Here is an 18,972-nt window from a genome sequence, read left to right as displayed (position 1 = left end):
TTCTTCTGCGAAGCGGTCAGCCCGGAAGCGGCAACCCGCCCCGCTGAACGATGAAGGACTGGACGGCGTCCACCCCCTGCCCCGTCTTGATGTTGGTGAAGACGAAGGGCCGGTCGCCGCGCATCTTCCTGGCGTCGCGGTCCATCACCTCCAGGCTGGCGCCGACCAGCGGGGCGAGGTCGATCTTGTTGATGACCAGCAGGTCCGACCGGGTGATGCCCGGCCCGCCCTTGCGCGGGATCTTGTCGCCCGCCGACACGTCGATGACGTAGATGGTCAGGTCGGCCAGTTCCGGCGAGAAGGTGGCCGCCAGATTGTCGCCGCCCGATTCCACGAAGATCAGGTCGAGGTTCGGGAACTTGCGGTTCATCTCGTCGACGGCGGCGAGGTTGATCGAGGCATCCTCGCGGATCGCCGTGTGCGGACAGCCGCCGGTTTCCACCCCCATGATCCGGTCCGGCTTCAGCGCGCCAGAGCGGGTGAGGAATTCGGCGTCCTCCTTGGTGTAGATGTCGTTGGTGATCGCCGCGACCTCCCAATCGTCGCGCATGCGCTTGCACAGCGCGTCGGTCAGCGCCGTCTTGCCGGAGCCGACCGGCCCGCCGATGCCCACGCGCAGGGGGCCACCATGGCTCTTGGAAATCGGGGCGGTCATGAGCGGAACAACCTCGTGTATTGGGTTTCGTGGATCATGGAGGTCCAATCGACGGCCATGGCGCGGCTGCCCAGATCGTCGAGCGGGGTGGCCAGCGCGGCCTCCGCCGCAGAGTGCACCACGGAATCGAGCGCCGCCAGGGCCTTCTGCCCGTCCGTCTGCCCCAGCGGCACCAGCCGCACCCCGGCGGAGACGAGGTTGGCGGCAAAGGCGTGCAGATAGGCCGACAGGGCGGGTCCCTCCGGCACGCCGATCAGCGCGGCCGCCAGTGCCACGGCGACGGCGTAAGCGACCGGGCGGCCGCCGTCGGCGATCACCCGGTCCCAGCGCTCCATCCCTTCCAGCGGCCAAGCAGCCCGCACGGCGATGAGGAAGGCCTGCCCCTGCGCGCGGCTCTCCAGCGCGGTTTCGGAGGAGGCGCGCATGGCGTCGGCGCGCTCGACCGTCCAGGCGAAGCCCGCCTCGTCGTCCGCCAGCATCGCGCGATGGGCGGCAACGAAGAGCATGCCGTCGGTCCGCCCGGCGCCGTGGCGCAGGATGCCGTCCATCCAGCGCGCCAGCGTGTCGCGGTCGCGGACGAGGCCCTGCTCCACCGCCGCCTCGATGCCGTGGCTGTAGGAGAAGCCGCCGACCGGGAAGGACGGCGACAGCCAGGCGAGGAGCTTGGTGAGGTGGGTGGCCGAGACGGGCCCCCACCCCGACCCTCCCCCGCTGCGCGGGAGAGGGTGCCTATCCTTGTCCAAGTCCCCTCCCTCGCGAAGCGGGGGAGGGTTAGGGAGGGGGCAAGCGCCCTCAGTCATGCGAATGCCCGTGGGAATGCCCATGGGAATGGGAGTGCCCATGCGCGTGGGAATGGGAGTGGCTGTGTGAATGCGAATGACCATGATCGTGGTCATGCCCATGATCATGGACGTGCGAGTGGCCGTGCCCCTGCCCCGAGTAGGCCCCGCCCTCCGGCGCGAAGGGCGCGTGGATGGCGGCGACGCTGGCCCCCAGCCCCTTCAGCATGTCCTCGATCACATGGTCGCGGCGCAGGCGGATGGTCTCGCCGACGATCTGCACCGGCAGATGGCGGTTGCCGAGATGCCACGCGATGCGGGCGAAGCCCTCCGTCCCGCCACCGCAGCGCACCTCCATCAGCTCCTCGTCGGCGGCGACCACGCGCAGGAAGGCGCCGTCGCCCAACTCCAGCCCGTCGCCATGGTCGAGCGCGACCGCGCGCGGCAGGTCGAGCAGGAAATCGGACCCTCCGTCGTCCGTCATCACCATGCGCCGCCGGTGGCGGTCGTCGAAGGCGAGGGTCACCGTGCCGGCCTCGCGCTCGGCGGGCCAATGGCCGCGGGCGTGGACTCGGGTGGCGCGGCGGAGCGTGTCGGTCATGGAGAAAGCCGTTCGAAGGGTGTGGGCCGGCCGAAGAAACGTCCCGCGAGGGCGCCGACCGGTTCCGCCGCTCCCGTGGTGAAGAAACGAAGGACGCCCGCCGCCTCGCTCGGCGCGGGGGCGTATTCGGGGTGGCGCTCCAGGTAATTGTCCAGCGAGCGGGCGACCAAGCTGGGCTGGCACAGCACCTCCACCCCCGGCGGCAGCGCCTCCGCGAAGAGATGCGCCACCAGCGGGTAGTGGGTGCAGCCGAGCACCGCCGCGTCGAGCGGGCGTCCATCCAACTGCGCCAGCAGCGCCCGCACATAGCCGCGCACCGCCGGGGCCAGTTCCGCGTCCCCCGCCCCGCGCTCGATCAGCGGGACGAGGTCCGGGCAGGCCTGCTGCACCACCCGGACGTCAGGCGCCCGCTTGCCGATCTCGCGCGGGAAGGAGCCCGACGCGACGGTGGCCGGGGTGGCGAAGACGCCGACCGTCCGCGGCTCCGGACGCCAGTCGGCGGCGGGGCCGTCCTGCATCCAGGGCACGCGGGTGATGGCCTCGACCATCGGCACCAGGACGCCCAGCACGTTGCGGCCCGGATGGGCCACGGGCAGCCACGTCCGCTGCATCCGCCGCAGGGCCACTGCCGCCGCCGTGTTGCAGGCCAGGACGACCAGCCCGCAGCCCTGGGCGAACAGCCGCTCCACCCCCTGGACCGTCAGGCGGTAGATGTCCTCCTCGCTGCGCGGGCCATAGGGAGCGGCGGCATGGTCGCCGAGATACACGAAGGGACGCCCGGGAGCGGCGGCCACCAGCGCGCGCAGCACCGTCAGACCGCCATGCCCGGAATCGAAGACACCAATCACGAACCCGTCACCCCACACTCAGAACAGGAAGTACCGCTGCGCCATGGGCAGCACGTCCGCCGGCTCGCAGGTCAGGAGCTGGCCATCGGCGCGCACCTCGTAGGTTTCCGGATCGACCTCGATGTGGGGTGTGGAATCGTTGTGGATCATCTGCTTCTTGCCGATGGCCCGCACCCCCGTCACCGCGACCAGCTCGCGCCGCAGGCCGAGCGAGCGCAGCGCCTCGTTCTCCAGCGACAGCTTGCTGACGAAGGTCAGGGAGCTGGCCTGCATCGCGCGGCCAAAGGCGCCGAACATCGGGCGGTAATGCACCGGCTGCGGCGTCGGGATGGAGGCGTTGGGGTCGCCCATCAGCGCCGCCGCGATGGTTCCGGCCTTCAGCACCATGTCCGGCTTCACGCCGAAGAAGGCCGGCGACCAGACCACCAGATCGGCCAGCTTGCCGACCTCGATCGAACCGACGACATGGGCGATGCCGTGCGACAGCGCGGGGTTGATCGTGTATTTCGCGATGTAGCGCTTGACGCGGAAGTTGTCGTTCTCGCCCCTCTCCTCGGCCAGACGCCCGCGCTGGACCTTCATCTTATGGGCGGTCTGCCAGGTGCGGATGATCACCTCGCCGACCCGGCCCATGGCCTGGCTGTCCGAACTCAGCATCGAGAAGACGCCGAGGTCGTGCAGGATGTCCTCCGCCGCGATGGTCTCGCGCCGGATGCGGCTCTCGGCGAAGGCCACGTCCTCCGGGATGCGGGGCGACAGGTGGTGGCAGACCATGAGCATGTCGAGATGCTCGTCCACCGTGTTCACCGTGAAGGGCCGCGTCGGGTTGGTGGAGCTGGGCAGCACGTTGGGCAGGCCCGCCACCTTGATGATGTCCGGCGCGTGGCCGCCGCCCGCCCCCTCGGTGTGGAAGGCGTGGATGTTGCGGCCTTTGAAGGCGGCGATGGTGTTCTCCACGAAGCCCGACTCGTTCAGCGTGTCGGTGTGGATCGCCACCTGGATGTCCGTCTCCTCCGCCACCGTCAGGCAGGTGTCGATGGCGGCGGGGGTGGTGCCCCAGTCCTCGTGCAGCTTCATGCCGCAGGCGCCGGCGGCGATCTGCTCCAGCAGCGCGTCGGGACGGCTGGCGTTGCCCTTGCCGAAGAAGCCGAGGTTGATCGGCAGCCCCTCCGCCGCCTGGAGCATCCGGGCCATGTGCCACGGCCCCGGCGTGCAGGTGGTGGCCGACGTGCCGGCCGCCGGGCCGGTGCCGCCGCCCAGCATGGTGGTGACGCCGCTGTTCAGCGCCTCGTCAACCTGCTGCGGGCAGATGAAGTGGATGTGGGCGTCGATGCCGCCGGCGGTGACGATCTTGCCCTCGCCCGCGATGACCTCGGTCCCCGGCCCGACGACGATGGTCACGCCCGGCTGGACGTCCGGGTTGCCGGCCTTGCCGATGCCGGCGATGCGCCCGCCGGTGATGCCGATGTCGGCCTTGACGATGCCCCAGTGGTCGATGATCAGCGCGTTGGTGATGACGGTGTCCACGGCGCCGCCCTGGCGCGAGGTCTGGGCCTGCCCCATGCCGTCGCGGATCACCTTGCCGCCGCCGAACTTGACCTCCTCGCCATAGACGGTGTGGTCCTTCTCGACCTCCACGATCAGGTCGGTGTCGGCCAGCCGGACACGGTCGCCCACGGTGGGGCCGTAGAGAGCCGCGTATTCGGCCCGGTCGATGCGATGCGCCATTGTCTGATGCCCTCCGCTGGCGCCCTTTACAGGCTGCCGTTGACCTTGCCGTTGAAGCCGATGACCACGCGGTTGCCGGCGTAGGCGACCAGCCGCACGCGCCGCGTCTGCCCCGGCTCGAAGCGCACCGCCGTCCCGGCCGGGATGTCCAGACGGAAGCCGCGCGCCTTTTCACGGTCGAAGGTCAGCGCCCCGTTCGTCTCGGCGAAGTGATAGTGCGAGCCGACCTGGATCGGGCGGTCACCGGCGTTGGCGACGTCCAGCTCCACCGTGTCGCGGCCGGCGTTGAGTTCGATCTCGCCCGCGGCGGGGATGATTTCACCGGGTTTCATCGGGGCTCCCCTTAGCGAATCGGCTGGTGGACGGTGACGAGCTTGGTGCCGTCGGGAAAGGTGGCCTCGACCTGGATTTCGTGGATCATCTCCGGGATGCCGTCCATCACCTGATCGCGGGTGATCACCGTCGCGCCGTCGCGCATCAGCTCGGCCACGGTGCGCCCGTCACGGGCACCTTCCACCACATAGTCGGTGATGAGGGCCACCGCCTCGGGATGGTTCAGCTTCACGCCACGCTCCAGCCGGCGGCGCGCCACCATGGCGGCCATGGCCACGAGAAGCTTGTCCTTCTCGCGCGGTGTCAGGTTCATGGGGCTGTCTCTCCGCCTACCCGATGGTTTGGCGGGATTATGCCACGTTGCTGCGATGCGCCAATCCCGTTTCGACAGGCGCTGTACGCTTTCGATTGGGTCAGACTTCCCACAGTCTTGGCAACCGCACCGGCAGCCCAGCCGCCGCCGAGCGCAGATGCGACCACAGCGCCGCGTAGGCGCCGCGCACCGACCGCGCCTCGCCGCCCAGGATGCGGACGACCAGCAGCCCGTCGAAGGCGGTGGCGCCGACCCGCACGCCCTCCAGCCCCTCCGCCGCCGCGCGCAGCGCCTCCAGCCGGCTCGCGGCGTCGGGAGCGGCGAACAGCAGCGTGGCACAGGCCCCGGCTCCGCCGAAGCCAGCCGGGTGGGCCAGCGTCTCGGCGAGGTCGCCGTCCATGTGCAGGGCGTCAGCCCAGGCGAGGCGGCCGTCGCGCACCACCTCCCAGGCGTCGCGGACGAGGCCGCGGGTGACCGTCTCGCCGAAAGCGGCGCGCCCGAAGACCAGCATCTCCCCGGCGATCAGGCGGGCGTCGCTCTCCAGTTCCAGCCGGGTCAGGCGGCGCAGGCGGGAGCCCTCGAAGACGATGGCCTCCTGCGGCATCCATTCCAGCCAAGCGCCGGCCTCCACCGTCACGCGGGTGTCGATGCGGCAGTCCGCCCCGGCGGAGCGGTAGACCTTCTCCGCCGCCTGGGTCGTCACCAGCGCCGCCGCCCCCGGCCCCGCCGACAGGGCGACGTCCAGCCGGTCGCCGCCAACCAGCCCGCCGGAGGTGGTGACCAGAACCGCGATGGGCAGGTCACCCGCCCGCGGGTCGGGCAGCAGCACCCGCAGCGGGTCGTGGTGGTAGAGCGTGGCGAGCCGCGTGGCCCCATGGCGATGCTCGAACCGCACCGTCGCCGCGCCGTGGACGGCGACCTTCTTCATCAACGCATCAGCCACCAGCGGAACCCATCCCTGCTTTCAACTTCTGGGCCTTTACATCCTCGACGGCCAACAGCACGCGTTCCGGCGTCGCGGGCGCGTCGAGGCGCACGGGCAGCCGGTGGCCGCCCACCGCCGCGACGGCGTCCTTCAGCGCCAGCCATGCCGAGATGCCGAGCATCAGCGGCGGCTCCCCGATCGCCTTGGAGCGGAACACCGTGTCCTCCCGGTTGGGGCGGTCGGTGTAGAGCGCGACCCGGAAATCCTCCGGCAGCGAGCGCGAGGTCGGGATCTTGTAAGTGCTGGGCGCGTGGGTGCGCAAGCGTCCCTCGCCGTCCCACCACAGCTCTTCCGACGTGACCCAGCCGAGCCCCTGGACGAAGGCGCCCTCCACCTGCCCGAGGTCGATGGCCGGGTTGATGCTGCCGGAGCAGTCGTGCAGCACATCGGCGCGGGGGAAGCTATACTCGCCGGTCAGCGTGTCGATCAGCGCCTCGGTCACCGCGACGCCGCAGGAGAAGTAGAAGAAGGGCCGCCCCTCGCATTTCTCGCGGTCCCACCAGATCTTCGGCGTGGCGTAATGGCCGGTGGAGGACAGCGATACCCGGTTCAGATAGGCGAGCTTCGCGACCTCCGAGAAGGTCATGGCGTGGTTGCCGGCGAAGACGGCGTTGTCGCGGAACTCCACCTTGTCCGGCGTGGTGTGGCAATGCTGGGCGAGGAATGCCACCAGCCGGTCGCGGATGGTCCCCACGGCGATGCGCACCGCCATGCCGTTCAGGTCGGTGCCGGCCGACGCGGCGGTGGGCGGGGCGTTCGGCACCTTGTCGGTGGCGCTGGCGGTGACGCGCACCCGCTCGACGTCGATCTGGAACTCCTGGGCGGCGATCTGGGCCATCTTGGTGTGGATGCCCTGCCCCATCTCGGTCCCGCCGTGGTTCACCTGGATGGAGCCGTCGGTGTAGACATGCACCAGCGCCGCCGCCTGGTTCAGGTGCTTGACGGTGAAGGAGATGCCGAACTTCACGGGGGTCACCGCCAGCCCCTTCTTCAGCACCGGGCTGCGGGCGTTGAAGGCGTGGATCTCCTCCCGTCGACGACGGTAGTCGCCGTCGCGTTCGATCCGGTCCATCAGCTCGGCCAGGATCTCCGGCTCCTCCACCGGCATCCCGTAATGGGTGGTGTCGCGGCCCGGTCCGCCATAGAGGTTGGCGCGGCGCACGTCGAGCGGGTCCTTGCCGAGGGAGCGGGCAATCTCGTCCACCACATGCTCGATGGCGATGACGCCCTGCGGCCCGCCGAAACCGCGGAAGGCGGTGTTGGACACCGTGTTCGTCTTGCAGCGGTGCCCGGTTATCCGCGCCGCCGGCAGGTAATAGGCGTTGTCGGCGTGGAACATGGCGCGGTCGACCACGCCGTTGGACAGGTCCAGCGATACGCCGCAGCGCCCGGCGAGGTCCATCTCCAGACCCTGGATGCGCCCCTCCGCGTCGAAGCCGACGTCGTAGCGCACGAAGAAGTCGTGGCGCTTGCCGGTCATCAGCATGTCGTCGTCGCGGTCCAGGCGGAACTTCACGGGCCGCTTCGTCGCGTTCGCCAGGAGGCCGGCGATGGCGGCGATTTGCGCCGGCTGGCTCTCCTTGCCGCCGAAGCCGCCGCCCATGCGCCGGCATTCCACGGCGATGCCGTGCATCGGACGCCCCAGCACCTGGGCGACGGCGTGCTGGACCTCCGCCGGGTGCTGGGTCGAGGAATGGACCAGCAGGTCGCCGTCCTCCTTCGGGATGGCGTAGGCGATGTGGCCTTCCAGATAGAAATGATCCTGCCCGCCGACCTCCAGCGTGCCGGTCAGCCGGTGCGGTGCCCCGGCAACCTCCGCCGCCGCGTCGCCACGCCGGAAGGTCAGCGGCGGGGAGACGAAGCTGCCCTTTTCCAGCGCCGCCTCGGCGGTCAGCACCGCCGGCAGGTCCTCGTAATAGATCTCCACCAGCCGGGCCGCCGCGCGGGCCTGCAACAGCGTCTCCGCCGCCACGGCGACCACCGCCTGCCCGGCGTAGGTTACCAACTCGTCGGCCAGGATGGGATCGCCGCGCTGGATGGTGCCGATGTCGCCGTCCCCCGGAACGTCGGCGTAGGTCAGGACAGCGTACACCCCCGGCGCCTGCTTCGCCCGCGACAGGTCAATGCCCAGAATGCGCGCGTGCGCCCGCTCGGACAGCCGCACCGCGACATGCAGCGTGCCGGGGAGTTCCGGTATGTCGTCGGTATAGGCCGCGGCGCCCATCACATGCTTGCGGGCGCTTTCATGCTCGATGCCCCGGTGGACACCGCCGCGGATCGGTTGGATGGTGCCGCCGTCAGCCATGCACGGCCTCCAGGGAGGGCAACTCGGCCCCGGTCGTGTGAAGAAGAAAGCGCATCAGCAGGTTCTTCGCCACCAGCGCCCGGTAGCGGTCGCTGGCCCGCATGTCGGTCATGGGTCGGAAGTCGCGGTCGAGCGCCGGCAGGGCCGCCGCCACGGCGTCCGCCGTCCAGGGCTGACCGGCCATCACCGCCTCCAGCGCCGGGGCGCGGGCCGGGGTCGCCGCCATGCCGCCGTAGCCGGCGCGCAGCTCCTCCACCCGCCCCTCCCCGTCCAGCGTCAGCAGGAAGGCGGCGCAGACGGCGGAAATGTCCTGGTCCCGCCGCTTGGACACCTTCCAGGTGGCGAAGCGCTGGCCGTCGTGCGGCAGGGGGATTCGGATGCGTTCGACGAACTCGCCCGGCTTCAGGTCGTTCTTGCGGTAGCCGTGGTAGAAGCGGTCCAGCGGCAGCTCCCGCCGCACGCCGCCCCGGTTCAGCACCAGCGCGGCGCCCAGCGCCAGCAGGGCCGGCATGCTGTCGCCGATGGGCGAACCGTTGGCAACGTTGCCGCCCAGCGTTCCCGAGTTGCGCACCTGCGCCGCGCCGATGCGGGTGACCAGGGCGGCCAGTTCGGGCAGGCGGCGCTCCAGGACCGGCAGCAGGTCGGTGTAGGTCACCGCCGCGCCGATCGCCAGCGCATCAGCCCCCTCTTCGATGCGGTGAAGCTCCCGCACCTGGGCGAGGTGGATCAGCGTGGGCAGGCTGCGCCCCTGCTTGGTTACCCACAGCCCGACATCGGTCGCCCCGGCGACCAGCGTGGCGTTCGGGTGCGCGGCAAACAGGGCGGCCAGCTCATCGACGCTCCGCGGCGCGTGGAAGCAGGCGGCGCCGTGGGTCAGGGTCAGGGACCCGTCGCGCTGGATGGAGCGCAGCAGGGTGGCGATGCCCTCCTCCGCCCGGTCGAAGCGGTCGTCGGTCCGCTCCGCCGCCATGGTCCGGGCGGCGTCGAGGATCGGGCGGTAGCCGGTGCACCGGCACAGATTGCCGGCCAGCGCGTCGTGGATCGCCCCATCGCTCAGACGCCCATCGGCAGCGCACCGATCGTGATGAAGCGCGAAGAGCGCCATCACGAACCCCGGGGTGCAGAAGCCGCATTGCGAGGCGTGCTTGTCCACCATCGCCGCCTGGACAGGGTGCAGGTCTCCGTCTTCACCCGCCAGATCCTCGACGGTCAGCAGCAGCTTGCCGTCGATCATCGGCAGGAAGAGGATGCAGGCGTTGACGGCGCGGTAACGCACGCGCCCGTCCGCGGCAAGGTCACCCAGCACCACCGTGCAGGCGCCGCAATCCCCTTCGGCGCAGCCTTCCTTGGAACCGGGTCGCCCGTTGGCGCGCAGCCAGTTCAGCACCGTGGTGGTGGGATCGGCGTCCCGCACCTCCACCACCCGTCCGCCGAGCACGAAACGCACAGAGCCCGTCATTGTCCCTCCTGTCGGGCGTTTCCGTCATAGTGCCGGAAAGTCTCCGCAGGCCGCAATGGCGGGCCGGCCGTCTAGCCATAAAGGCATGGTTCGGATGGATAAACGGCTTCTTCGGAAGGCGTCAGGTGTCCTCGGGGAAGCAGCCGCTGCGGGCGGCCACGACGGCGACCTGGGTGCGGTTGCGCACGCCCAGCTTCTGCATGATGGCCCGCACATGAACCTTCACGGTGCCTTCCAGCACGCCCAGTTCCCGCGCGATCTCCTTGTTCGAATGGCCGGCCAGCAGAAGCTGGAAAACGTCGCGTTGCCGGTCGGTCAGCCGGTCGAGGATCTGGCCCGAAGGACGCGCGACCTCCGCCGCGACGTTGCCGGACAGGACGGCGCGCGGCAACGGCAGGAAGGTCTCCCCGGTCAGCGCCAAGGAGATCGCGTGTTCCAGCACCGCGGTGGAGCTGGTCTTCAGGATGTAACCCCTAGCCCCCAGCCGCACGCTGTCCACGATGTCCGCCACCTCGTCAGACCCGGAGATGACCAGCAGCGGACGGCGTCCCAGGACCTCGACCATGCGGCGCACCCCGTCGCGCCCGCTGCGGTCGCCCAGATTGAGGTCGAACAGGACCAGCGTCAGATCCGGCGTACGGTCGGCGATGGCCATCGCCTCGTCCAGCGAGCCAGCCTCCAGCACCTGCGCGTCCGGGTGGATCTCCCCCACCGAAAGGGCGAAGCCGTGCCGCACCAGGGGGTGGTCATCCACCACTAGAAACGTTTGCGCTCTGCCGGCCACCGACCGCTCCTTGCCGCGCGTCTGCAGCTGAACTTCCATTGCTTTGCTACCCCATCAAGCCGCCGGAAACCGGATTAGAAAACAAAGATGCCCTAAACCGGCCCGGCTTTCTGTCCAGCGGAAAAGTATAAAGGTACCTCTTTTGGACTTTGCAGAAGCAGCGCCATGCTAATTTCTATCGTTTCGAAGCCATTTATGATTCATTCGTATCGAGCTTCTTCCAAGCATCTTGCGCCGCTCCCTGACCATCCGTATAAATCATCGGGACAACCAGCGTAAAGCACGCTTTTTCGATACAATAAAGACGGTTTTTTTCCCTTTTCCCAGGCGAAAACGGACAACGATTGGCGTTGTGCGCTGCTCGTCACGGGTGGCGTCACGGAGGAGTCTCGATGAAAACCTGGAACGTCATGCTCGTGGACCATGATCGGCTGTTTTCGGCGGCGCTGGGAACGCTCATCAGCGGCGGCCCCTTCCGCGTCTGCCACCACGCCGCGACGGTGGAGGATGCCGAGGCGGCCATCGCCCAGGGTGTGCAGCCCGACCTGATCGTGGTGGCCCTGGGGGAAGCGACGAACGATGAAGCCGGCGGGGTGAAGCGCCTGCGCGCCGCCACCAGCGCCCGCATCGCGGTGCTGGCCGACGCCATCGCCGACCGCACGCTGTCGCTGTCGCTGAAGGCGGGCGCCGACGCCTATCTGAACAAGTCGATGTCGAGCGAGTCCCTGCTGCGCGCCCTGCAGCTGGTCATGCTGGGCGAGGTGGTCTATCCGACCCATGTCGCCAGTCTGCTGATCGCCAACGCCAACAGCGAGCGCCCGCAGCCGGAGCGCGCCCAGCCCGCCAGCAACGAACTGTCGAAGCGCGAGGTTCAGATCCTGCGCTGCCTTCTCGCCGGGCAGTCGAACAAAGCCATCGCGCGCAACCTGCACATCACGGAATCGACCGTGAAGATGCATTTCAAGAACGTGATGCGGAAGATCAACGCCCAGAACCGCACGCAAGCCGCGGTGTGGGCGATCCAGAACGGCCTGTCGCCGCTGGCGTCCGTTTAGAGAGTTTGTCCCCTCTCCCAGCGCAGGGGGAGGGGACGGTGCATTTTCACTCCGCCGCGCTGCGGTGGGAGCCGTGGCGGCCTTCGGCGAACTCCTCCACCATCTTGCGGCAGAAGGCCGGCAGATCGTCCGGCTTGCGCGAGGTCACCAGACCCTGGTCGGTGACGACCTCGCTGTCTTCCCAGTTCGCCCCGGCGTTGCCGAGATCGGCCTTCAACGATGGCCATGAGGTCATGCGCTTGCCCTTGGCGCCGCCCGCGTCGATCAGCGTCCAGGGGCCGTGACAAATCGCGGCGATGGGCTTACCCGATTGGACGAAGCTGCGCACGAAATCGATGGCCTTGGGCTCCAGCCGCAGCGCGTCGGGGTTGATGACGCCGCCCGGCAGCACCAGAGCGTCGAAGGTGCCGGGGTCCGCCTGATCGAGCGTGACGTCCACGTCCACCCGGTCGGCCTTGTCGTGGTGGTTCCAGCCCTGAATCTGGCCGCCCTGGGGCGCCACGATCCGCACCTCGGCGCCTTCGTTGCGCAGCGCCTTCACCGGCTCGGTCAGTTCGACCTGTTCGAAGCCGTCGGTCGCCAGAACGGCGACGGTCTTCTTCTCCAGTTTTCCTGCCATGGGATCACCTCCTCGGTTGGCCTGTCCGGTCAGCAACCGGCGTACCTCTGGGGAGTTCCCTCCGGAACCGCCGCGCCCCCCCCATGTTCCCTTTGACGGACCGCGCGTCACAATCGGGAGCACAGACCCATGCGTTACAGCGGCACTTCGGCGGGCATCCTCGCCGCGTTCGCCATCGCCACATCCCTGACTCTGGGCGTTCCTCAACCTGTCCAGGCACAACCTTCCCAGTCCGCCGAAACGGTGCGGACCGCGGAGGCATCCTATCCCCGGCTCTACCAGGGCTGGCGGGCCGGCGTGATCGTCGGGACGGACGTCGAGGGGCTGCTCGGCGAGGAGCTTGGGCAGGTGGTGGATCTCGTCGTCGGCCCGGACGGGCGGCTGGAAAGCGCGGTGATCGAGGCGAGCGGCATGCTCGACGTCGGCGAGGCGCGCTTCACCGTGCCCTGGCACCAGCTCATGCCCGGATCGGTGGACGGAGTCCTGGCCTATCCGGTCACCGGCCCCGACACGCTGGACCTGATCCGCCGCCAGCAGCAGGCGGCCAGCCGGCCCGGCGACTGGCGCGTCTCCGCCCTGCTCGGCCAACCGGCCAACACGGAGGGCGGGGCGACGGAAGCCGGCTTCTTCGGCACGGTGGAGGATCTGGTGTTCGACCGCAACGGCGCGCTCAAGGCCGTCGTGGTGACGCCCGAACCGGAGGGCGAAGGCCCCTACGCCATCGCCTGGAAAGCGGCGGCGCTGGAGCCGGGCCTGACCTCCGTCACATTGCAGGCGACGCCGGATCAGGTGAAGGCGCTCGGCTCGTTCGACGCGGCACGCATGAAGGAATTCAACACCGCGCGCCTGAACCAGGGGGCCCAGGCGCGTCGGGAATAGGCCCGTCAGGCCGTAGGGCGGGCCACGCCGCCGACCGTCGGGCGGCTGGCCGCAGCAGCAGAACGGCCGTAGCGGGCCACCGTCAGCCCGTCCATGTCGATCTCCGTCCGACGCCCGCCGACCACGTCGGCGACCACCCGGCCCGAGCCGGCGGCCATCGTCCAGCCGAGCGTGCCGTGGCCGGTGTTGAGGAACAGGTTGCGCACAGGGGTCGGACCGACAATGGGCGTGCCGTCCGGCGTGTTCGGGCGCAGTCCGGTCCAGAACTCCGCCTTCGACAGGTCACCGCCCGTCGGGAAGAGGTCGCCGACCACATGGTCGAGCGGACCGCGGCGGCCCGGACGCAGCGTCAGGTCGAAGCCGGTCAGCTCCGCCGTGCCGCCGACGCGGATGCGGTCGCCGAGGCGGGTCACCGCGATCTTGTGCGTTTCGTCCATCACCGTGGATTCCGGGGCGCCCGCCGGATCGACGATGGGCAGGGTCAGCGAATAGCCCTTCACCGGATAGACCGGTAGGTCCAGACCGAACGGCTTCACCAGCGTCGGGGAGTAGCTGCCCATGGCGACGACGTAAGCATCGGCGGTCAGCGTGCCGGCGTCGGTGACCACGCCGGTGACGCGGCGCCCGTCGCTCTCCAGCTTGCGGATGCCGGTGTTGTAGCGGAACTCCACCCCAAGCTCCGTCGCCAGCGCGGCCAGCGCGTTGGTGAAGCGGAAGCAGTCGCCCGTCTCGTCGCCGGGCAGCAGCAGGCCACCGACGATCTTCTCCTTGACCAGCCGCAGCGCCGGCTCGACGGCCGCGCAGCCCTCGACGTCCAGCAGGCTGTAGGGGACCTTGAAGCGATCGAGGACGGCCATGTCGGTGGCGGCGGCGTCCACCTGCTTTTGGGTACGGAAGAGCTGGAGCGTGCCCTTGGCGCGCTCGTCGTAGCGGATGCCGGTCTCGTCGCGCAGAACGCGCAGGCAGTCGCGGCTGTATTCGGCCAGCCGGACCATGCGGCCCTTGTTGATCTCGTAGGAACGCTCGTTGGCGTTGGCCAGCAGCTTCAGGCACCAGGACCACATCGCCGGGTCGAGCTTCGGCCGGATCACCAGCGGGGAGTGCTTCATCAGCATCCACTTCACCGCCTTCGCCATCAGGCCCGGCGCCGCCCAGGGCGCGGAGTAGCCCGGCGACACCTCGCCCGCGTTGGCGTAGCTGGTCTCCAGCGCCGGACCGGGCTGCCGATCCACCACCGTGACCTCGTGCCCGGCCTTCGCCAGGAAATAGGCGGTGGAAACGCCGATGACGCCGCTGCCGAGGACGATGACGCGCATGTGAAGACTCCCGAGATCACGGATTTGTTCGCATCCCATTCGCAAACGCGATGCCAAGTGCCGGAAGCCGCGGAAACGCTGGAGCGGACGGTCGGGTGCCGGACAACGCTGTACATGAATCGTTACACTGCGGTCGGAAAGCGCTTCCTGCTCCCCTGATAAATTGATGTAAAACAGCAGTTTGCCATCACCGTACAAAAAACGTTACGGTGTATACAGATGTTTACGGACGCGCCCATCGTGGTACAATTCCTCCTCCACCGGGGAAAGCCATGCGCATCGACGTCCTGTTCGCCGACCGGGTCGGCATCGCCCATGAGATCCTCGCCGTGCTCGCCAAGCGGCGCCTGAACGTCGTGGCGGTGGAGGTGGACCCGCCGCACATCCACATCGACGCGCCGGAATTGGACGTGCCGGGCTTCGGCGCGCTCGATTCCGCGCTGCGCGCCGTGCTGGGGGTGCAGTCCGTCACCCCCATCGACATCCTTCCGGGCACCCGGCGGCGGCTGCATCTGGACGCGCTGCTGGCTGCCCTGCCCGATCCGGTTCTGGCGGTGGACCGCGCGGGCCGCATCGTGGTGGCGAACGCCGCCGCGGCGACGGTCGCCGGACGCAGCGAGGCCGCCCTGACCGGCGCCGATTTCGGACGGCTGTTCGGCGATGCCGAGCTGTCCGACCTGCTGGTGGACAGTGGTTTCCGCCTCGCCGCCGGGCAGGAGGTCACGTTGAACGGCCAGCCCTTCCTGCTCGACGCCACCCCCATCGTGGAGGACGGGCGTTCCGCCGGCGGCGTGGTCACCCTCTTCGCGCCGAGCCGGCTGGGGGAAAGGCTGAACGCGCTGCAAAATTTCGATGAGGGCGGCTTCGACCGCATCCTCGGCGAGTCCGCCCCGGTCCGCGCGCTGAAGGCGCGGGCAGCGCGGGTCGCGGCGGTGGACGCGCCGCTGCTGATCCTGGGCGAGACGGGCACCGGCAAGGAACTGATCGCCCACGCCTGCCACCGCGCCAGCCCGCGCCGCGACAAGCCCTTCCTGGCGCTGAATTGCGCCGCCGTGCCGGAGAATCTGGCGGAGAGCGAGCTGTTCGGCTACGCCCCCGGCTCTTTCACCGGGGCGCAGCGCGGCGGCAAGCCCGGCCTGCTGGAGCTTGCCCACGGCGGCACCGTCTTCCTCGACGAGATCGGGGAGATGTCGCCCTATCTCCAGGCCAAGCTGTTGCGCTTCCTCAACGACGGGCGCTTCCGCCGCGTCGGCGGCGACCGCGAGCAGACGGTGGATGTGCGGGTGGTCAGCGCCACTCACCGCGACCTCGACGCCATGGTCGCCGAGCACAGCTTCCGCGAGGACCTGTTCTACAGGCTGAACGTGCTGTCGCTCCAGGTCCCGGCGCTGCGCGAGCGCGGCGACGACATCCTTCTGCTCGCCCGGCACTTCATCGCCCGCGCCTGCGCCCAGGCCCGCCGCCCGCCCTGCCGGCTGACCGTGGCGGCCAGCGCCGCCCTGCTCGCCAACCCCTGGCCGGGCAACGTCCGCCAGTTGGAAAACGTCATCTTCCGCGCCGTGACGATGAGCGACGGCGCCTATCTCGACGCCGCCGACCTGGAACTGGCCGGCGCGCGCATGGACGCCGAAACCGGCGGCGAGACCGCCGAGCCGTCGAGCTGGAACGAGGCCGCGGCGGCGTTCGAGCGCGGCCTGCTCCGCCGCCTCTACCCGCGCTACCCGTCCAGCCGCAAGCTGGCCGCCCGCCTCCACACCTCGCACACGATGATCGCGAACAAGCTGCGGAAGTACGGGATACCGGACGGGACGTGAACGCCGCTCTAAAGGCGCGAGCGTTCCGCCTTGCTGTAGTTGCTGAAATGGCCCTCCGCGGCGGCGGCGCCGCGGGCGGTCTTGAGGAATTTGTCGGCCTTGGTGTCCGGCGCGATGCGCGCCACCTTCCGCTCCAGCGCCGCCGACCCGCAGGAGGCGCAGACGGGGGTGTCCGACGAGCGCACCAGCGCTTCGAAGTCGTGGTCGCAGGCGGTGCAGTGGTAGGAGTAGAGCGGCATGGGAGTCCTCACACGGGTCGGGAACCAGGCGCACCCATCATATCACGCAATTTTCTTATGGGTATAGCGCAGTGCAGCATTCTCACGCCGCCGATCCGTTCCGCGCTAGGATGCCGATACGAAGAATGAAGGAGGAACGGGTGATTTACGCCTTCAACGACAAGGTCCCGCAACTGTCGCCCAACTGCTGGGTGGCCCCCAGCGCCACCGTGGTCGGCGACATCCTGCTGGAGGAGGACGTGTCCGTCTGGTGGGGCGCGGTCATGCGCGCCGAGGAGGAGCGCATCCACATCGGCGCCGGCAGCAACGTCCAGGACAACGCCGTCCTCCACGTCGATCCGGGATTCCCGCTGCTCATCGGGAAGAACGTGACCATCGGCCATCTGGCGATGGTGCATGGCTGCACCGTCGGCGACGGCAGCCTGATCGGCATCGGCGCCACCGTCCTCAACGGCGCCCGCATCGGCCGCGACTGCCTGATCGGCGCCCACGCCTTCATCGCCGAGGGCAAGGAGATCCCCGACCGCTCGCTGGTGCTTGGCGCGCCGGGCAAGGTGGTGCGCACGCTGTCGGACGAGGATGTGGAGCGCATGCGCGCCCCCGCCGCGGTCTACCAGGAGCGATGGAAGAGCTACGCCAAGGGCCTGCGCCCGATCACCGTTCCCGGCCAGTCCTGATGCGCCACGGCGTGGGGTGCCCTCAGGCTCCGGCCCCCTTGATGAAGAAGTACAGGGTCAGCCCCACGCCGATCGACACCACCACCCACTTCATCACGTCGCGGCTGACCCGCTTCGCCGCGTGGGCACCGACGTAGCCGCCGACGATGGCCGACACCGCCATGACGGCAGTTTCCGGCCAGGACACCGCGTCGGACAGGCAGAAGGCCGCCACCGCCGCGCCGTTCATCAACGCGGCCAGCAGGATGCGCAGCCCGTTCATGGCGTGGATGTCGCGCAGGCCGAACAGGGTCAGCGCCGCCAACATGAGGAAGCCGATCCCGCCGCCGAAATAGCCGCCATAGATGGCGATGACGAACTGGACGACCAGAACGGAGCGCCCTCCGAGCCGCAGCCGGGCGGCCAGCGCCGGCATGAAGCTGCCCACCGCGAAGACCGCCGTCGCGAACAGCAGCAGCCAGGGCACCAGCCCGGCAAAGGCGCGGTCCGGCGTGGTCAGCAGCAGGACGGCCCCGACCACCCCGCCGACGAGGCTGACCACGGAGAAGGCGGTGACGCTGACCTCCGTCACACCGCGGATCTCGTTGCGGTAGGCCCAGGCGCTGGCCATCTGGCCGGGGAACAGGGCGACGGTGCTCGACACGTTGGCGCTGACCGGCGGCACCCCGGCGAACAGCAGCGCCGGGAACGTGATGAAGGCCCCGCCCCCGGCGACGGCGTTGAGAACGCCCGAAGCGAACGCCGCGACCATCAGCAGCACCATGGCAAGCATCGCACCCCCACCGTCAGCTTCTCTATGTATTTGGCATGCCAGCTATCGTTGTGGGCACCCTGACAAACGCCATAGGAATAGGGTGACCCATGGGAACGAGGGCAAAGCACTGTCGTAAAAATGCGATTTCACTGATTGTTTGCTATATTAGCCATTGACGAGCCTTGGCATCTGGTATACCAAATATCCATCGCCTGCCACTGCCCGATGCCCAGGTGCCGCCGACGGCCTTCGACCGGCCCAATGCGGCTCCACCGGTCAAGCTCCGGTCCCCCGCGGGGGTCTCCGTGCAGGGCGCGCTTACGCAACCCGCTGTCTGGTGGAGGGCTCGCCATGAAAGTCGCCGACATTCTTCGGACCAAGGAATCCCGCGTCGTCACCGTCCGTTCCGGCGAAACCATCGAGGAGGCGATCCGGCTGATGCGGTCGGAGAACATCAGCGCCCTGGTGGTCAAGGACGTCTGCCGGACGGAGGGCAACGCCGTTGCCGGCATGCTGTCGGAACGCGACGTCGTCTACGCGCTGCTGGAGCGCGGCGCCTCCGTCCTGAAGACGCCGGTCTTCATGCTGATGTCGCGCGCGCCGCAGACCTGCTCACCCGACGACAGCCTCGTCCACGCGCTGGAATTGATGGACCGTCACCACATCCGCCATCTGCCGGTGCTCGACGGCTCCACGCTGGTCGGCGTCGTCAGCGCCCGTGACTTCACCAAGCTCCAACTCACCGAAATGGTCGCCCATACCCAGCCGCCGGCGCAGGAAACCCCGGTCTACGCCCACTGACCGCGGCCCAGCGGAAGCGAAAAGGCCC

At 69.2% G+C, this 18,972-nt stretch carries 20 protein-coding genes; 5 read left to right on the top strand and 15 right to left on the bottom strand.

From position 1 onward, the window contains the following. Positions 1–16: 16 nt before the first annotated feature. The 11 genes from ureG to DS837_RS16435 form a co-directional block, all read right to left on the bottom strand. Positions 17–655, bottom strand: a complete 639-nt coding sequence (gene ureG, locus DS837_RS16485) for an urease accessory protein UreG (protein ID WP_035673506.1) — start codon at positions 653–655, stop codon at positions 17–19. Then, complete coding sequence (locus DS837_RS16480; RefSeq protein WP_425599255.1) at positions 652–1,398, bottom strand: urease accessory protein UreF; 747 nt, start codon at positions 1,396–1,398, stop codon at positions 652–654. Before DS837_RS16480 ends, ureG begins: the two co-directional genes overlap by 4 nt. 49 nt (positions 1,399–1,447) lie before the next feature. Then, positions 1,448–2,035 carry an urease accessory protein UreE gene (locus DS837_RS16475; RefSeq protein WP_149165765.1) on the bottom strand — a complete coding sequence of 196 codons (588 nt, stop codon included), beginning with the start codon at positions 2,033–2,035 and terminating at the stop codon, positions 1,448–1,450. Then, positions 2,032–2,883 carry a glutamate racemase gene (murI, locus tag DS837_RS16470; protein WP_149165764.1) on the bottom strand — a complete coding sequence of 284 codons (852 nt, stop codon included), beginning with the start codon at positions 2,881–2,883 and terminating at the stop codon, positions 2,032–2,034. Before murI ends, DS837_RS16475 begins: the two co-directional genes overlap by 4 nt. Positions 2,884–2,901: 18 nt before the next feature. Next, the gene (ureC, locus tag DS837_RS16465) at positions 2,902–4,611 is read right to left on the bottom strand and encodes an urease subunit alpha (protein WP_149165763.1); all 1,710 of its coding nucleotides are present in this window, start codon (positions 4,609–4,611) and stop codon (positions 2,902–2,904) included. A gap of 26 nt (positions 4,612–4,637) precedes the next feature. Continuing rightward, on the bottom strand, positions 4,638–4,943 hold the full coding sequence (locus DS837_RS16460) for an urease subunit beta (protein WP_035673497.1): 306 nt from the start codon (positions 4,941–4,943) through the stop codon (positions 4,638–4,640). An 11-nt stretch (positions 4,944–4,954) separates the two neighbouring features. Next, positions 4,955–5,257 (bottom strand): urease subunit gamma, encoded by a 303-nt coding sequence (locus DS837_RS16455; RefSeq protein WP_014240308.1) that lies wholly within the window; start codon positions 5,255–5,257, stop codon positions 4,955–4,957. Positions 5,258–5,357: 100 nt separating this feature from the next. Next, a complete protein-coding gene (locus DS837_RS16450) occupies positions 5,358–6,200 on the bottom strand; it encodes an urease accessory protein UreD (protein ID WP_247889971.1) in 843 nt (280 codons plus the stop codon). After that, positions 6,193–8,547: a xanthine dehydrogenase molybdopterin binding subunit gene (xdhB, locus tag DS837_RS16445; protein WP_149165762.1), complete on the bottom strand. Its 2,355-nt coding sequence runs from the start codon at positions 8,545–8,547 to the stop codon at positions 6,193–6,195. Before xdhB ends, DS837_RS16450 begins: the two co-directional genes overlap by 8 nt. Further along, a complete protein-coding gene (xdhA, locus tag DS837_RS16440) occupies positions 8,540–10,006 on the bottom strand; it encodes a xanthine dehydrogenase small subunit (RefSeq protein WP_149165761.1) in 1,467 nt (488 codons plus the stop codon). The genes xdhB and xdhA overlap by 8 nt, the downstream gene beginning before the upstream one ends. A 121-nt stretch (positions 10,007–10,127) precedes the next feature. Further along, positions 10,128–10,829 (bottom strand): LuxR C-terminal-related transcriptional regulator, encoded by a 702-nt coding sequence (locus tag DS837_RS16435; protein ID WP_149165760.1) that lies wholly within the window; start codon positions 10,827–10,829, stop codon positions 10,128–10,130. A 353-nt stretch (positions 10,830–11,182) separates the two neighbouring features. Between DS837_RS16435 and DS837_RS16430 the strand changes: the two genes are divergently transcribed. Next, entirely contained in the window at positions 11,183–11,845 is a 663-nt protein-coding gene (locus DS837_RS16430) for a LuxR C-terminal-related transcriptional regulator (RefSeq protein WP_149165759.1), read from the top strand. A 46-nt stretch (positions 11,846–11,891) separates the two neighbouring features. On the opposite strand, the gene DS837_RS16425 is transcribed toward DS837_RS16430, so the two are convergent. Continuing rightward, complete coding sequence (locus DS837_RS16425; protein ID WP_149165758.1) at positions 11,892–12,464, bottom strand: type 1 glutamine amidotransferase domain-containing protein; 573 nt, start codon at positions 12,462–12,464, stop codon at positions 11,892–11,894. A gap of 129 nt (positions 12,465–12,593) precedes the next feature. On the opposite strand from DS837_RS16425, the gene DS837_RS16420 reads away from it, so the two are divergent. Then, positions 12,594–13,343 (top strand): PRC-barrel domain-containing protein, encoded by a 750-nt coding sequence (locus DS837_RS16420; RefSeq protein ID WP_149165757.1) that lies wholly within the window; start codon positions 12,594–12,596, stop codon positions 13,341–13,343. A gap of 5 nt (positions 13,344–13,348) precedes the next feature. Here DS837_RS16420 and DS837_RS16415 read toward each other — a convergent pair whose 3' ends face one another. Further along, positions 13,349–14,698, bottom strand: a complete 1,350-nt coding sequence (locus tag DS837_RS16415) for a D-amino acid dehydrogenase (RefSeq protein ID WP_345772119.1) — start codon at positions 14,696–14,698, stop codon at positions 13,349–13,351. 233 nt (positions 14,699–14,931) lie between these two features. Here DS837_RS16415 and DS837_RS16410 point away from each other — a divergent pair, with 233 nt between their 5' ends. Further along, positions 14,932–16,473 carry a sigma 54-interacting transcriptional regulator gene (locus tag DS837_RS16410; protein WP_149165755.1) on the top strand — a complete coding sequence of 514 codons (1,542 nt, stop codon included), beginning with the start codon at positions 14,932–14,934 and terminating at the stop codon, positions 16,471–16,473. 8 nt (positions 16,474–16,481) lie between these two features. Here the strand turns inward: DS837_RS16410 and DS837_RS16405 are convergent, their stop codons facing one another. Further along, complete coding sequence (locus DS837_RS16405) at positions 16,482–16,712, bottom strand: FmdB family zinc ribbon protein (RefSeq protein WP_149165754.1); 231 nt, start codon at positions 16,710–16,712, stop codon at positions 16,482–16,484. A gap of 140 nt (positions 16,713–16,852) precedes the next feature. Between DS837_RS16405 and DS837_RS16400 the strand changes: the two genes are divergently transcribed. Next, positions 16,853–17,389, top strand: coding sequence for a gamma carbonic anhydrase family protein (locus tag DS837_RS16400; protein ID WP_247889970.1), 537 nt, complete (start codon positions 16,853–16,855; stop codon positions 17,387–17,389). A gap of 22 nt (positions 17,390–17,411) precedes the next feature. Here the strand turns inward: DS837_RS16400 and DS837_RS16395 are convergent, their stop codons facing one another. Further along, positions 17,412–18,161, bottom strand: a complete 750-nt coding sequence (locus DS837_RS16395; RefSeq protein WP_149165752.1) for a sulfite exporter TauE/SafE family protein — start codon at positions 18,159–18,161, stop codon at positions 17,412–17,414. A 333-nt stretch (positions 18,162–18,494) separates the two neighbouring features. Here DS837_RS16395 and DS837_RS16390 point away from each other — a divergent pair, with 333 nt between their 5' ends. Continuing rightward, complete coding sequence (locus DS837_RS16390; protein ID WP_109068344.1) at positions 18,495–18,944, top strand: CBS domain-containing protein; 450 nt, start codon at positions 18,495–18,497, stop codon at positions 18,942–18,944. Positions 18,945–18,972: the final 28 nt, after the last annotated feature.

It is taken from the genome of Azospirillum brasilense, assembly GCF_008365405.1.
Lineage (GTDB): Bacteria > Pseudomonadota > Alphaproteobacteria > Azospirillales > Azospirillaceae > Azospirillum > Azospirillum brasilense_D.
The sequence above is the reverse complement of the archived record's forward strand: the minus strand, read 5'-3'. Positions and strand labels throughout refer to the sequence as shown.